10 protein-coding genes and 2 tRNA genes are annotated in these 14,198 nt (G+C 60.8%); 6 read left to right on the top strand and 6 right to left on the bottom strand.

All coding sequences use genetic code 11. The features are described 5' to 3' along the window. Window positions 1-102: 102 nt before the first annotated feature. On the bottom strand, window positions 103-1,161 hold the full coding sequence (gene dinB, locus PF1751_RS22575) for a DNA polymerase IV (protein ID WP_010207998.1): 1,059 nt from the start codon (window positions 1,159-1,161) through the stop codon (window positions 103-105). Between the two features lie 279 nt (window positions 1,162-1,440). Here dinB and PF1751_RS22580 point away from each other — a divergent pair. From PF1751_RS22580 to PF1751_RS22595, 4 genes are all read left to right on the top strand, one after another. Next, window positions 1,441-1,517, top strand: a tRNA-Met gene (locus PF1751_RS22580). 206 nt (window positions 1,518-1,723) lie between these two features. Continuing rightward, a tRNA-Met gene (locus PF1751_RS22585) sits at window positions 1,724-1,800 on the top strand. Between the two features lie 278 nt (window positions 1,801-2,078). Continuing rightward, a complete protein-coding gene (gene mprF / locus PF1751_RS22590) occupies window positions 2,079-4,721 on the top strand; it encodes a bifunctional lysylphosphatidylglycerol flippase/synthetase MprF (protein ID WP_044287818.1) in 2,643 nt (880 codons plus the stop codon). Continuing rightward, window positions 4,721-5,995, top strand: a complete 1,275-nt coding sequence (locus PF1751_RS22595; RefSeq protein WP_010207995.1) for a virulence factor family protein — start codon at window positions 4,721-4,723, stop codon at window positions 5,993-5,995. The genes mprF and PF1751_RS22595 overlap by 1 nt, the downstream gene beginning before the upstream one ends. Window positions 5,996-6,132: 137 nt before the next feature. On the opposite strand, the gene recJ is transcribed toward PF1751_RS22595, so the two are convergent. Both recJ and PF1751_RS22605 read right to left on the bottom strand, forming a co-directional pair. Continuing rightward, the gene (recJ, locus tag PF1751_RS22600) at window positions 6,133-7,842 is read right to left on the bottom strand and encodes a single-stranded-DNA-specific exonuclease RecJ (RefSeq protein WP_010207994.1); all 1,710 of its coding nucleotides are present in this window, start codon (window positions 7,840-7,842) and stop codon (window positions 6,133-6,135) included. Between the two features lie 60 nt (window positions 7,843-7,902). Beyond that, window positions 7,903-8,445 carry a YaeQ family protein gene (locus PF1751_RS22605; protein ID WP_010207993.1) on the bottom strand — a complete coding sequence of 181 codons (543 nt, stop codon included), beginning with the start codon at window positions 8,443-8,445 and terminating at the stop codon, window positions 7,903-7,905. Window positions 8,446-8,581: 136 nt separating this feature from the next. Here PF1751_RS22605 and PF1751_RS22610 point away from each other — a divergent pair, with 136 nt between their 5' ends. Together PF1751_RS22610 and PF1751_RS22615 are read left to right on the top strand one after the other, a co-directional pair. Beyond that, on the top strand, window positions 8,582-9,781 hold the full coding sequence (locus PF1751_RS22610; protein ID WP_021492258.1) for a CaiB/BaiF CoA transferase family protein: 1,200 nt from the start codon (window positions 8,582-8,584) through the stop codon (window positions 9,779-9,781). A gap of 16 nt (window positions 9,782-9,797) precedes the next feature. Further along, a complete protein-coding gene (locus PF1751_RS22615) occupies window positions 9,798-10,661 on the top strand; it encodes a TIGR02285 family protein (RefSeq protein WP_044287820.1) in 864 nt (287 codons plus the stop codon). 170 nt (window positions 10,662-10,831) lie between these two features. Here PF1751_RS22615 and PF1751_RS22620 read toward each other — a convergent pair whose 3' ends face one another. The 3 genes from PF1751_RS22620 to PF1751_RS22630 all read right to left on the bottom strand — a co-directional run bounded on the left by PF1751_RS22620 (window position 10,832) and on the right by PF1751_RS22630 (window position 14,130). Next, window positions 10,832-11,116 (bottom strand): DUF3509 domain-containing protein, encoded by a 285-nt coding sequence (locus PF1751_RS22620; protein ID WP_010207990.1) that lies wholly within the window; start codon window positions 11,114-11,116, stop codon window positions 10,832-10,834. A 232-nt stretch (window positions 11,117-11,348) separates the two neighbouring features. Next, on the bottom strand, window positions 11,349-12,758 hold the full coding sequence (thrC, locus tag PF1751_RS22625; RefSeq protein ID WP_042571215.1) for a threonine synthase: 1,410 nt from the start codon (window positions 12,756-12,758) through the stop codon (window positions 11,349-11,351). A gap of 67 nt (window positions 12,759-12,825) precedes the next feature. Further along, window positions 12,826-14,130, bottom strand: coding sequence for a homoserine dehydrogenase (locus PF1751_RS22630; protein WP_042571214.1), 1,305 nt, complete (start codon window positions 14,128-14,130; stop codon window positions 12,826-12,828). Between the last annotated feature and the right edge of the window lie 68 nt (window positions 14,131-14,198).

Raw genomic sequence — 14,198 nt, forward strand, 5'->3', positions numbered from 1 at the left:
TGGGAGCGGGCTTGCTCGCGAATACGGTGGGTCAGTCAAGTAATTCGTGACTGACACACAGCGTTCGCGAGCAAGCCCGCTCCCACATTTGGTTTTCGGTTTTTACCAGGAGAATTCGAGTTGCTCGTTGCCGTTGCTTAAATCCAGCAACCGCACGCCAATACCCAGCAACCGCACCGGCTTCCCACCCCGGTTGAACGCCTGCGTCAGCAACTGTTGATAACTCTCCAAGTCCCGCCCCGCCCCCGCCTGTTCCAGTGTCGTCTGGGTAAAGTCATGAAACTTCACCTTCACGAACGGCTTGCCCGCACGATAACTGCTGTCGATACGCGCCATACGTCCAGCCAGGGTTTCCATCAGCTCAGGTAGCTTGGCCAGACAGCTTGAAAGATCTGGCAGGTCCACGTCGTAGGTATTCTCCACACTTATCGATTGCCGGCGACTGTCGTTCTGCACCACACGATCATCGATCCCACGGGCCAGACTCCACAACCGCTCGCCAAAACTGCCGAACTCGCGCACCAGCGCCAGCTTGTTCCACTCGCGCAACTGCAGGCAGTCTTCGATCCCCAGGCGCGCCAGTTTGTCAGCCGTCACCTTGCCCACACCGTGCAACTTACTCACACGCAATTGCGAGACGAAGTCTTCGACCTGGTCCGGAGTGATCACGAAGAGTCCGTTGGGCTTCTTCCAATCGCTGGCAATCTTGGCCAGGAATTTGTTCGGCGCCACGCCGGCGGACACGGTGATGTGCAATTGGTTGGAAACACGGCGGCGAATATCCTGGGCAATGCGCGTGGCACTGCCGCCGAAATGCGAACTGTCGGACACGTCCAGATAGGCTTCATCCAGCGACAACGGTTCGATCAGGTCGGTGTAGTCGCGAAAGATCGTCTGGATTTCCTTCGACGCTTCCTTATAAGCCTCCATGCGCGGCTTGACGATGGTCAGGTCCGGGCACAGCTTCAAGGCATGGCGTGACGACATGGCCGAGCGCACGCCATAGGCACGTGCCTCGTAGTTGCAGGTCGCGATCACCCCGCGCCGGTCCGCCGAACCGCCCACCGCCAGTGGCTTTTGCGCCAGGCTCGGGTCATCGCGCATCTCGATGGCGGCGTAGAAGCAATCACAGTCGACGTGGATGATTTTGCGCTGTGTCATATAAACGGGGTGTGTACCTACGGGTAGCCAGTATCGCATTCGCACCTGTATATAGCACCAGTAGTTTGAATCTTCCGCTTGAGCGGTAGGAAAACTCCCAGATGAATTTATTTTCTCAATCGAGTTTGGCCCGCTGATAGAGCTGAAACCCTCGGCCAGCCTGGGCCCGAGAGGTATCGAGGGGCCACTGTGGAGAGCTAACCGATTGAACCACAAGCGCTTTTCTTCAATTCACAGGTTGACACATCGGCGTTCCTCTGTAGAATGCCGACACACAGACGCGGGATGGAGCAGTCTGGTAGCTCGTCGGGCTCATAACCCGAAGGTCGTCGGTTCAAATCCGGCTCCCGCAACCAAACATCAAAAAAGGCTACTCGAAAGAGTGGCCTTTTTTGTGCGCGCCTGTTTTGTACCTGTACAAAAATTGTAAGACAAAAAACCTTTACCCATCGCGCACTTACCCTTCGCAGTCGACCTTCACCGCTCATTTCACACTTATTTGACCCATCGACTCATTAACGGTTGACACCCCGCCGCTGGGCTGTAGAATGCCGCCCACAGACGCGGGATGGAGCAGTCTGGTAGCTCGTCGGGCTCATAACCCGAAGGTCGTCGGTTCAAATCCGGCTCCCGCAACCAAACATCAAAAAAGGCTACTCGAAAGAGTGGCCTTTTTTGTATCCGGTGAAAAAGTTCTTCTGAAACAATGGCATGGCATCTTTCATGAAACCGCACGCGGTTTGTAGAGTCCATCTCATCGCACGCTATGCTGAATGTTCAGCGCTACCCTCTACGACCAATGGCCGCTGTCGCCGCCCCCGGTGATACGCGTTAATATTTGTAATTATTTTGTCCATAGGGATTGGTAACTTGGCTGGATACCTCCATCCTGTCGCGCACAATCCACGAGGTGATTGATGCGCGCCAACTCGTCTGAACCAAAAGACACTGTCACAGCAGAACAACCGATCACACCCACCCGTCTGCGCTGGCTGGATCTGGTGAGCAAATACCGGCAACCCATCGGGCTGGCGGTCACCCTATTGTTGTTCGCCATCGCTCTGATCGCCTGTCGACACCTTCTGTTGGAGCTGGACCTCTACGCCCTCCACGACTCGATCCTGGAAGTGCCCAAACCGGCCTTGCTCGGCGCGTTTGCGGCGGCCGTCGCCGGTTTCATCATTCTATTGGGCTACGAATTTTCCGGGGCGCGCTACGCGGGCGTGAACTTGCCCGCCAAGACCCTCGCCCTGGGCGGCTTTACGGCGTTTGCCATCGGCAATGCGATTGGCCTGTCGATGCTCTCCGGCGGTTCGGTGCGTTACCGTTTATATGCACGCCATGGCATCGGGGCTTCGGAAGTCGCCCGCATGACGGTGTTCGCCAGTCTGGCTCTCGGCACCGCACTGCCGCCACTGGCTGCATTGGCGACACTGAGCAACCTGCCCGCCGCATCGATTTACCTGCATTTGCCGCAGGCTGTGCTGGGCGGTATTGCTGGCGCGGTGCTGTTGTTATCGGCCGCGTTGTGCATCGGCATTTATCGCCGTCGCCTGCCGGAACAACCCTACCCGGACAACCTGTTGGTCAAAGCCGGCCGGCGCACCTTGCGCCTGCCGGGTCGCCGCCTGACGTTCCTGCAACTGATCATTACCGCGCTGGACGTGGCCGCCGCAGCGACCGTCCTATATATGTTGTTGCCGGAAGCGCCGCCGTTCGGTCCCTTCCTGCTGGTGTACCTGCTGGCCCTGGCCGCCGGCGTGCTCAGCCATGTGCCCGGCGGTGTGGGGGTATTCGAAGCGATCCTGCTGGCCGCCTTCGCCGACAAATTGGGCGCCGCGCCATTGGCCGCCGCCCTGCTGCTGTATCGCATGATCTACGTGGTGCTGCCGCTGCTGATCGCCTGCGTGTTCCTGTTGGTCAACGAAGCGCAGCGCCTGTTCCAGACCCAGCAAAGCCTGCGGGTCGCCTCGGGGCTGGCAGCGCCAGTACTAGCCGTCCTGGTTTTTTTGTCCGGCGTGGTCCTGCTGTTCTCTGGCGCCACGCCCGAAATCGACTCACGCCTGGAAAACATCGGCTTCCTGATTCCCCACCGCCTGATTGATGCTTCGCACTTTGGCGCCAGCCTGATCGGTGTGCTGTGCCTGTTGCTGGCCCAGGGTCTGCGCCGACGCTTGTCGGCTGCCTGGATGCTGACCATGGTGTTGCTGCTGGTGGGCGCCCTGCTCTCGCTGCTCAAGGGTTTCGACTGGGAAGAAGCCAGCCTGATGACCATGACCGCGATCCTGCTGGCCATCTTCCGGCGCTCTTTCTATCGTGCCAGCCGCCTCACCGAACTGCCCTTCTCGCCGCTGTACTTGGTGGCCAGTGTCTGCGTGCTGGGGGCATCGATCTGGTTGCTGCTGTTCGCTTATCAAGACGTGCCTTACAGCCATCAGCTGTGGTGGCAGTTCACCCTGGACGCCAACGCCCCACGCGGCCTGCGTTCGCTGCTGGGCGCCGCCGTGGTGCTGGTGATCGTGTCGCTGACCTGGCTGCTGCGTACCGCGCGGCCGGTGATCCACTTGCCGACACCGGACGAACTGGAGCGCGCCAGCAAGATCCTGATGGCCTCGTCCCAGCCCGACGGCGGCCTGGCGCTCACCGGCGACAAAGCGCTGCTGTTCCATCCCAATGATGAAGCTTTCCTCATGTACGCCCGTCGCGGCCGCAGCCTGGTAGCCTTGTACGACCCGATCGGCCCGACCCAGCAACGGGCGGAGATGATCTGGCAGTTCCGCGACCTGTGCGACATCCACCACGCGCGCCCGGTGTTCTATCAGGTACGAGCGGAAAACCTGCCCTACTATATGGACATCGGCCTCACTGCGATCAAGCTGGGCGAAGAAGCCCGCGTCGACCTGAAACGCTTTGACCTGGAAGCCAAGGGCAAAGAGATGAAGGACCTGCGCTACACCTGGAACCGTGGCTCGCGGGACGGCCTGTCCCTGGAGATCTGCGAACCGGGCACCGCGCCAATGGACGAGCTGAAGGTGATCTCCGACGCTTGGCTGACCGGCAAGAACGTACGAGAAAAGGGCTTTTCCCTGGGACGCTTCAGCGACGACTACCTCAAGCACTTTCGTATCGCGATCATTCGCTTCGAAGGGCGCCCAGTGGCCTTCGCCAACCTGCTCGAGACCTACAACCACGACCTGGCCAGTCTCGATCTGATGCGCGCTCACCCGGACGCGCCCAAGCTGACCATGGAATTCATGATGGTCGGCCTGATTCAACACTATAAGAGTCACGGCTACGCCCGCTTCAGCCTCGGCATGGTGCCGTTGTCGGGCCTGCAACCACGACGCGGCGCCCCACTGACCCAGCGCCTGGGTTCGATGGTGTTCCGTCGTGGCGAGCAACTGTATAACTTCCAAGGCTTGCGCCGCTTCAAAGACAAGTTCCAGCCTGACTGGGAACCCCGTTACATGGCCGTGCCCGCAGGACTTGATCCGCTGGTGGCACTGGCCGATACCGCCGCCCTGATCGCGGGCGGCTTGACTGGATTGGTGAAACGCTGATGATTCGACGCTCCTGGCGGTATGTATTGGCCTTCGTAGTGCTGCTCGCCCTGGTCCTGGGTGGCGGCTATTGGTACTGGAACCGTCCTGCCCCGCAGCCGACCCTGGAGCAACTGCCCCAGGCCGACGGTTCGGTGATGACCCGCGTCACCCCGTACGGCACGCCGAAAGCACGCGTCGCGGTGGCCGTGATGCCTGATGAAATGCTGACCGACAGCCAACTGATTGCCTTGAGCCAAGGCGGCAAGGCGCAGATTGTCCAGGTGATCCTGCCCAAGGACGACTGCAAGCTGCAGGAACAAGCGCTGCAAGGCGCCCTGAGCCAACTCAAGGGCCCAGCCACCCTGGTCAGCGGCATCGGCCCTGGCGCCGCTCTCGCCTGGCGCTGGCTGGCCACCCAGAACGACGATAAGGCCAACGCCATCTCCGTTGGCTTCGCCCTGGTCCAGGAAGGCTGCAAAGACCCACTGCCAAAGACAGCCGCACACGGCAATTGGCTGGTGGCCTGGAACGACAACCCTGACGATGAAAGCGCCAGTTTCGTACGCGATACGCCGCGCGCCACCACCAGCATCAGCGACTACGACATTCACTACCCACAAGTGCTGAACAACGAGCTGCGCAAGCAATTGGTAGGTTCGGACAACGGCGGCCTGGCGATTCCGGTGGTGGAAGTCCCGGCCGGCCAAGCGAAAGATACCGTCACCCTGTTCCTCTCCGGCGATGGCGGTTGGCGCGACCTGGACCGCGACGTGGCCGGCGAAATGGCCAAGATCGGCTACCCAGTGGTGGGTATCGATACCCTGCGCTACTACTGGCAGCACAAGACGCCGGAACAAAGCGCCAAGGACCTCACCGAACTGATGCAGCACTACCGTCAGAAATGGGGCACCAAGCGCTTCGTGCTGACCGGTTATTCGTTCGGTGCCGATGTGTTGCCAGCCATCTACAACCGTCTGCCGGAAAACGAGCAGCAGCGTGTCGATGCGATTATCTTGCTGGCCTTCGCGCGCACGGGCAGCTTCGAAATTGAAGTAGAAGGTTGGCTGGGTAACGCCGGCAAAGAAGCCGCCACGGGCCCGGAAATGGCCAAGCTGCCGCCCGAGAAAGTGGTGTGCATCTACGGGGCGGAAGAAGTCGACGAGAGCGGCTGCACGGACAAGACTGCGGTGGGTGAAGCGTTGAAGTTACCCGGTGGGCATCACTTTGATGAGAACTATCCGGCGCTGGCCAAGCGCTTGGTGGATATCATCGTGAAGCACCAAGCCAAGTAATTTAAGACCGTACGCAGATAAAAATGTGGGAGCGGGCTTGCCCGCGAACGCGGTGGACCAGTCACAGGAACATTGACTGACACGCCGTATTCGCGGGCAAGCCCGCTCCCACAGTTGTCTGGTGGTGCCGCTGAACGCTAGCGCGGTTCGATGTGGGCAATCATCAGTTGCACGGTTTCATTCCCACGAAACTCGTTCACATCCAGCTTGTACGCCAACTCCACCCACCGCACGGTCGGATTCGGCCAGACCTCTCGGTCCACCCCAAACGCAATGCCATCGAGCTTTACGGACCCGCATTCGCTCTTGAGCACCACCTTCAGGTGCCGCTCCCCCACCACGCGCTGTTCGACCAGTTGAAACACGCCGTGAAACAACGGCTCGGGGAAGTGCTGCCCCCACGGTCCGGCATGCCGCAACGCGCGGGCCAGCTCCAGATGAAACTCTTCCACCGCCAGGGTGCCGTCGGACAACAAGCGTCCGGTCAGGTCTTCTTCACGCAGTTGGCGACGCACTTCAGCATCAAAAGCTTCGGCAAAGAGTGGGAAGTTTTCCTCAGGCAACGTCAGCCCCGCCGCCATGGCGTGGCCGCCGTATTTGGTGATCAGGTTGGGATGCTGACTCGCGACCACCGCCAGGGCATCGCGGATATGAAACCCCTGCACAGAGCGCCCTGAGCCCTTGAGCAAGCCATCACCGGCGTCGGCGAAGGCGATGGTCGGGCGGAAGTAACGTTCTTTCATACGCGACGCGAGAATCCCGATCACGCCTTGATGCCATTCCGGATCGAACAGGCACAAGCCGTAAGGCATGGACTCCACCGGCAAGTCCTTGAGCTGGGCCAGGGCCTCGCGCTGCATACCCTGCTCGATCGACTTGCGGTCCTGGTTCATGCCGTCCAGTTGCGCGGCCATTTCCCGCGCTGCGGCGAAGTCGGTGGTGAGCAGGCATTCGATACCCAGGCTCATGTCATCCAGGCGCCCGGCGGCGTTCAAGCGCGGGCCAAGGATAAAACCCAGGTCGGTGGAGGTGATACGCGCAGCATCACGCTTGGCCACTTCCAAAATCGCCTTGATCCCCGGCCGCGCGCGACCGGCGCGGATACGCTCCAGGCCTTGATGCACCAGGATGCGGTTGTTGGCGTCCAGGGGCACTACGTCGGCGACGCTGCCCAGGGCAACCAGGTCGAGCAATTCACCGATGTTGGGTTGTGGCGTGTTGTCGTACCAGCCCAAGCTGCGCAGGCGCGCACGCAGCGCCATCAGCACATAGAAAATCACGCCCACGCCGGCCAAGGCTTTGCTCGGGAATTCACAGCCAGGCTGGTTCGGGTTGACGATGGCATCCGCCGCTGGCAACTCATCGCCGGGCAAGTGGTGGTCCGTCACCAGCACCTGCAACCCCGCCGCCTTCGCCGCCGCCACGCCTTCGACGCTGGAGATGCCGTTGTCCACCGTGATCAGCAACTGCGGCGCGCGCTGCAGCGCCACGGCGACGATTTCCGGGGTGAGGCCGTAGCCGTATTCGAAACGGTTGGGCACCAGGTAGTCGACATGGGCCGCACCGAGCAAACGCAAGCCCAGGGTGCCCACGGTGCTGGCGGTGGCGCCATCGGCGTCAAAGTCGCCGACGATAAGGATGCGCTGGCGCTGCTCTAACGCCGTCACCAGCAGGTCCACCGCCGCGTCGATGCCCTTGAGCTGCTGGTAGGGGATCAACCGCGCCAGGCTTTTGTCCAGCTCGGCTTCGGACTGCACTCCGCGTGCGGCGTAGAGACGGGTCAGCAGTGGCGGCAATTCACCGAGAAACGGCAGGACGGCGGGCAACGGGCGAGGATCGATACGCATGGGGTGACGGAGACTTCTCTTCTGAAACGGAAATAAAACAGGTGACCGGCGGCGATCCAATCAACCGCGTTCGCCGACCAACCACTGCAACTGCACTTCATGCTGGCCACGATCGTCAGTAACGAACAGGGTGCCTTCGCTGATCATTACGTCCCACTTGATGACGCGGGGCATGTCCTTGGCCAGGGTCTCCAAGACCTCCTGGGGCACGGCGGCGATGTGTACGTTTTTCAGGTTATTCGCCACCGGCACCACCTTGCCTTCCCACACGCGCAAGCTGCCGTAGGCCAGCAGGCTGGTACGTTCGGTGCGACGCGAGCACCAGGTGAGGCGGTCGGCATCAGGCTGGCCGACTTCGATCCAGTGCAGAACCCGGTCATCCAGGCTTTTTTCCCACAGGGCTGGCTCGTCTACATCTGACAGGCCACGGCCAAACGACAATTGCTCGTTGTACCAGAGGGCGTAGGCCAGCAGACGCACGGTCATGCGCTCTTCGGTTTCCGACGGGTGGCGGGCGATGGTCTGTTTGACACTCTCGTACACCGAGCGATCAAGGTCGGTGAGGTTGAGTTCGAATTTGTAGGTCGTGGACGGCTGGGCCATGAACGGGCTTCTAGAGACAGGGAAAGGCGGTCAGTCTAACCGATGGCGAGGCGATTCAACGAATCCTGCGCTGCCCTGGTCTACTCGCCTATGTTAAAAGGCATCACACCAACACCCTGCGCAGACAAGGATCCTCATGTCGTTCAACGCCAAACCGCTTGCCGGCCTCAAAGTCATCGAACTCGGTACCCTGATCGCCGGCCCGTTTGCCTCACGCATCTGTGCGGAATTCGGCGCCGAGGTGATCAAGGTCGAATCGCCTGACGGCGGCGACCCGCTGCGCAAATGGCGCAAGCTGTATGAAGGCACCTCGCTGTGGTGGTTCGTGCAGGCGCGCAACAAAAAGTCGCTGACCCTCAACCTCAAGCACCCGGACGGCCTGGCGATCCTCAAGCAGTTACTGGCGGACGCCGACATCCTCATCGAAAACTTCCGCCCTGGCGTACTGGAAAAGCTCGGCCTGAGCTGGGAGACCCTGCATGCCCTTAACCCCAAGCTGGTGATGGTACGTCTCTCTGGCTTTGGCCAAACCGGACCGATGAAAGATCAGCCGGGGTTCGGTGCGGTGGGTGAGTCCATGGGCGGGCTGCGCTATATCACTGGTTTTGAAGACCGCCCGCCAGTGCGTACCGGGATTTCCATCGGCGACTCGATTGCCGCGTTGTGGGCGGTGATCGGCGCACTGATGGCGCTGCGTCATCGCGAAGTCAACGGAGGCCAGGGCCAGGTGGTGGATGTGGCGCTGTATGAAGCCATATTCGCCATGATGGAAAGCATGATCCCGGAGTTTGACGTGTTCGGCTTTATTCGCGAACGCACCGGCAACATCATGCCCGGCATCACACCGTCATCGATCCACACCAGCGCCGACGGCAAGCATGTGCAGATCGGCGCCAATGGCGATGCGATCTTCAAGCGCTTCATGCTTGCCATCGGTCGTGAGGATTTGGCCAATGATCCAGAGCTTGCCAGCAATGACGGGCGTGATGGTCGTCGCGATGAGCTGTACGGGGTGATTGATCGCTGGGTCAACTCGCTGTCGCTGGATCAGGTGGTCGAGCAGCTGAACCAGGCCGAGGTCCCCGCCAGCCGCATCTACAGCGCCGAGGACATGCTGGGAGACCCGCAATTTCTTGCGCGGGAGATGTTCCTCAAGGCCAAGCTGCCCGGTGGCAAGGATTTCAAGATGCCGGGCATCGTGCCCAAGCTGTCGGACACACCGGGCAGCTGCGAGTGGGTCGGGCCGCAACTGGGTGAGCACAACAACGTGCTGCTCAATGAGTTGGGCTACGACGAAGCAGCGATCACGCGCCTGCGTGAACAAGGCGCGATCTGATGGCGTGTCCACGCTAATGCTGCGTCGCTGGCTCCTGGGCCTGTGCGGCCCTTGGCTGGTGTGTTTGCCGCTGGCATCCCAGGCGGCCGAAACCTTGACCTGGCTGATCCGCGACCTGCCGCCGCTGACCATCTTCGACGGCCCGCAAAAAGGCCAGGGCGCCATCGACGAATTGCTGCCGATGCTGATGGAACGCCTGCCCGAGTACCGGCACAAGGTGCTGCACGTCAACCGCGCACGCGGCTTGCAGATGCTCCAGGCACCCGCCTTCACCTGCGACCCCACCATGCTGTGGACCGCAGAGCGGGCCAAGTGGGTGGTGTATTCGCGCCCGGCGTTTTCCATCGTCAGCAACGGCGTGGTGGTGCGCCAGGATCGCCGTGAGGTGCTGGCGCCGCTGGTCGCTCAGGAACGGGTCGACCTGACGGCGATCCTGCAGGATGACCACACCCGGCTGGGCGTTGTCGCCGAGCGCAGCTACGGTGCGTTCATCGATGGCGTGCTGGAACACACCGACGCCCACAAACGCGTGATGCACTACGGCAACGATGCGTTGGGCAGCCTGCTGCAAATGCAACGCCTGGGGCGGTTGGAGGCAGTGCTGGGCTATTGGACCGAAATCCGCTATCACGCCCTGCACCAGGGTATCGACCCGCAGGCCTTGGCGTTCTATCCGATTGCCGGTGCCACGCCCTATCAGCGTATCCATATCGGTTGCTCGGACACGCCCCAGGGTCACCAGGCGATCCAGCGCATCAACCAGGTAGTGGGTGAACTACCGCAGGCTCAGCTACTGCACGCCTACGCCGCCTGGCTGGATCCGGCACTGCGTGCGCAGTATTTGCACGACCATCCGCTGTTCTACCAGGACGCGCCTTGACAAATCCCGGGCAAAAAGAAACCCCGGAGCGTGGGGAGACACTTCGGGGTTAAACGTGATCAGTAAAGACCAGTACAACAAGCCACAAACACCGGAGCACAATGCTTGCTCTTGCTGTTACGAAATCTGACCGACCACAGTGTAGGAAGTTTCCACAGCTAAACAATTCTTCATGCGGCAGTGGCGCTGCGGGTCTGGGCTGCGTTGCGCAAGGCTGCAATGACCGAGGGTTCCAGACGCCCTTCAGCAATTTTGATGTCGCGCAGCAGGCAATCCACGACATCCACCAGCATGCGTTTGTCCATCAATTGGGCGCGGTCGACTTCACGCTCGACCACGATGGCGCCGCCAGGATTCTTCACGGATACCAGGCACTCGTCCTGCACACCAGAGGTGGTCAGCGTAACCTGATAGGGGCTCAGTGCTTCTTCGAGCAATAGGCTGATACTTTCCATCTCGATCACCACTCAATAGTTCGGGAACAATCGTTTCAACGGGAGCTGCATCTATCCTAAGTGACTGTTTGTGACGTAGGAAAGTTCGCTTTATCGTCTTTATGGGGCCGTCAGGGGGTGACGGATTCCAGCATGCGCTTGCAACATGACAGGGAAAAAACGGCTGCCCATAAACAAAAAACGCCGCGGCCCAAAGGAAGGGCAAGCGGCGTTTTTGTTTGCGCGATTCGCCTTACAAAGGCTTACCACGGTTGCCGTGCTGGCTCACAAACGCCTGCACCGCCTTCAAGTCGTTCGGCAACACTGTGCAACGCTCTTCACGCTCGAACAGGTCAGCCAGGTGCACCGGCAACTCCAGCGCCTTGCCAACGCCGGCCTTCTCCACCGCTTCCGGGAATTTGACCGGGTGTGCAGTACCGAGGATCACCATCGGGATGTCCAGGCTGCGACGGCACTCACGGGCAGCCTTCACGCCGATGGCGGTGTGTGGGTCAAGCAGCTCGCCGGTCTGGGCGTAGACTTCTGCGATGGTTTCGCAGGTCTGGGCGTCATCCACGGCCAGGGAGTCGAACAGCTTGCGGGTTTCGGTCCAGCGCTCTTCGTCAACGCTGAAACCGCCGCCGCGCTTGAAGTTATCCATCAGGCCGGCAATGGCCGCGCCGTTGCGACCGTGCATGTCGAACAGCAGGCGTTCGAAGTTCGACGAGACCATGATGTCCATGGACGGCGACAGGGTCGCGTGCAGGGTTTCCTTGACGTACTGGTTGCCACTCATGAAGCGGTGCAGAATGTCGTTGCGGTTGGTAGCAACGATCAACTGGTTGATCGGCAGGCCCATGTTGCGCGCCAGGTAACCGGCGAAGATGTCGCCGAAGTTGCCGGTCGGCACCGAGAACGATACCGAACGCGCCGGACCGCCCAACTGCAGGGACGCGTGGAAGTAGTAAACGATCTGGGCCATGATCCGCGCCCAGTTGATCGAGTTCACCGCCACCAGGCGCGTCCCCTTCAGGAAGCTCTGGTCAGCGAAGCTGTTCTTGACCATTTCCTGGCAGTCATCGAAGTTGCCTTCGATCGCGATGTTGTGGATGTTTTCACCAAAGATGGTGGTCATCTGGCGACGCTGCACTTCCGACACGCGCTTGTGCGGGTGCAGGATGAAGATGTCGACGTTTTCGCAGTGCTTGCACCCTTCGATGGCCGCCGAGCCGGTGTCACCGGAGGTGGCGCCGATGATCACCACGCGCTCGCCGCGCTTCTCCAGCACGTAGTCGAGCAGGCGACCCAGCAGTTGCAGGGCAAAATCCTTGAACGCCAGGGTCGGGCCGTGGAACAGCTCCAGGACCCACTCATTGCCATTCAGTTGACGCAGCGGTGCGATGGCGTTGTGGGAAAACACGCCATAGGTTTCTTCCAGAATCTTTTTAAAGTCCGCATCCGGAATGCTACCGGTGACGAACGGGCGCATCACCCGGAACGCCAGTTCGTGGTACGGCAGGCCGGCCCACGAAGCGATTTCTTCCTGGGTGAAGCGTGGCAGGTTTTCCGGCACGTACAGGCCGCCGTCAGTGGCAAGGCCTGCCAGCAGAACGTCTTCGAAATTCAGGGCCGGTGCCTGGCCGCGGGTGCTGATATAACGCATGACTGGCTCCTCTAGAGCATTCTTGAACAAGGGCCGCCGAACCTGCGGGGCCCTTGCAGCAAAACCATTAGTTCAGGTGTTCGACGCGGATCCGCACCACCGGGCCGACCACGCCTTGCAGGGCTTCCAGGGCGGCGATGGCATCGTTGATGTGTTGCTCGAGCACGCGGTGGGTCAGCAGGATCATCGGCACCTGGCCGTTTTGCTCCTCGACTTCCTTCTGCATGATCGACTCGATGTTGATACCGCGCTCCGACAGGATGCTCGCCACCTGGGCCAACACACCCGGGTGATCCTGGGCCTGGATGCGCAGGTAGTAAGCGCTTTCGCAGGCTTCGATCGGCAGGATCGGGTGGGCCGACAGCGAATCTGGCTGGAAGGCCAGGTGCGGCACGCGGTTTTCCGGGTCGCTGGTCATGGCGCGAACCACGTCGACCAGGTCGGCGATCACCGACGAAGCGGTGGGCTCCATGCCGGCGCCGGCGCCGTAGAACAACGTCGAACCTGCCGCATCACCGTTGACCATCACGGCGTTCATCACGCCATTGACGTTGGCGATCAGGCGGTCGGCCGGGATCAGGGTCGGGTGCACACGCAGCTCGATACCCGCCGGGGTACTACGCGCCACGCCCAGGTGCTTGATGCGGTAGCCCAGGGCTTCGGCGTAGTTCACGTCGGCGGTGGTCAGCTTGGTGATGCCTTCGGTGTAGGCCTTGTCGAACTGCAGCGGGATACCAAAGGCAATGGACGCCAGGATGGTCAGCTTGTGCGCCGCGTCGATCCCTTCCACGTCGAAGGTCGGGTCGGCTTCGGCGTAACCCAGGGCCTGGGCTTCGGCCAGCACGTCTTCGAAGGTACGGCCCTTCTCGCGCATTTCGGTGAGGATGAAGTTGCCGGTGCCGTTGATGATGCCGGCCACCCAGTTGATGCGGTTGGCGGACAGGCCTTCACGGATCGCCTTGATCACCGGGATGCCACCGGCCACGGCGGCTTCGAACGCAACAATCACGCCCTTCTCACGCGCCTTGGCGAAGATCTCGTTGCCGTGCACGGCAATCAGCGCCTTGTTGGCGGTGACCACGTGCTTGCCGCTCTCGATGGCCTTGAGCACCAGCTCACGGGCCACGGTGTAACCGCCGACCAGTTCGATGACGATATCGATTTCAGGGTTGGTGGCAACGGCGAAGACATCGTTGGTAATCGCAATACCGGTCGTTTCGAACTGAGGCTTTGGCGAACGCGTGGCAATCTGCGCCACTTCAATCCCGCGACCTGCACGGCGGGAAATTTCCTCAGCGTTACGCTGAAGTACGTTGAAGGTGCCGCCACCGACGGTCCCTAACCCACAGATGCCTACTTTGACCGGTTTCACTGAAGAACTCCCCATGAAACGGCCGACGCTAGGTCGGCCGTGGAAAACAGCCGCACGACTGCGGCTTT

Origin of the sequence: Pseudomonas simiae, from assembly GCF_000934565.1 — a bacterium.
In the GTDB taxonomy this organism is placed as follows: Bacteria; Pseudomonadota; Gammaproteobacteria; order Pseudomonadales; family Pseudomonadaceae; genus Aquipseudomonas; species Aquipseudomonas simiae.

Excerpts from the sequence above, each read along its gene's own strand:
- thrC (WP_042571215.1), bottom strand. The coding sequence starts at position 12,758 with ATGCGTTATATCAGCACCCGCGGCCAGGCACCGGCCCTGAATTTCGAA.
- PF1751_RS22615 (WP_044287820.1), top strand. The coding sequence starts at position 9,798 with ATGCTGCGTCGCTGGCTCCTGGGCCTGTGCGGCCCTTGGCTGGTGTGT.
- recJ (WP_010207994.1), bottom strand. The coding sequence starts at position 7,842 with ATGCGTATCGATCCTCGCCCGTTGCCCGCCGTCCTGCCGTTTCTCGGT.
- PF1751_RS22610 (WP_021492258.1), top strand. The coding sequence starts at position 8,582 with ATGTCGTTCAACGCCAAACCGCTTGCCGGCCTCAAAGTCATCGAACTC.
- mprF (WP_044287818.1), top strand. The coding sequence starts at position 2,079 with ATGCGCGCCAACTCGTCTGAACCAAAAGACACTGTCACAGCAGAACAA.
- PF1751_RS22595 (WP_010207995.1), top strand. The coding sequence starts at position 4,721 with ATGATTCGACGCTCCTGGCGGTATGTATTGGCCTTCGTAGTGCTGCTC.
- dinB (WP_010207998.1), bottom strand. The coding sequence starts at position 1,161 with ATGACACAGCGCAAAATCATCCACGTCGACTGTGATTGCTTCTACGCC.
- PF1751_RS22620 (WP_010207990.1), bottom strand. The coding sequence starts at position 11,116 with ATGGAAAGTATCAGCCTATTGCTCGAAGAAGCACTGAGCCCCTATCAG.
- PF1751_RS22605 (WP_010207993.1), bottom strand. The coding sequence starts at position 8,445 with ATGGCCCAGCCGTCCACGACCTACAAATTCGAACTCAACCTCACCGAC.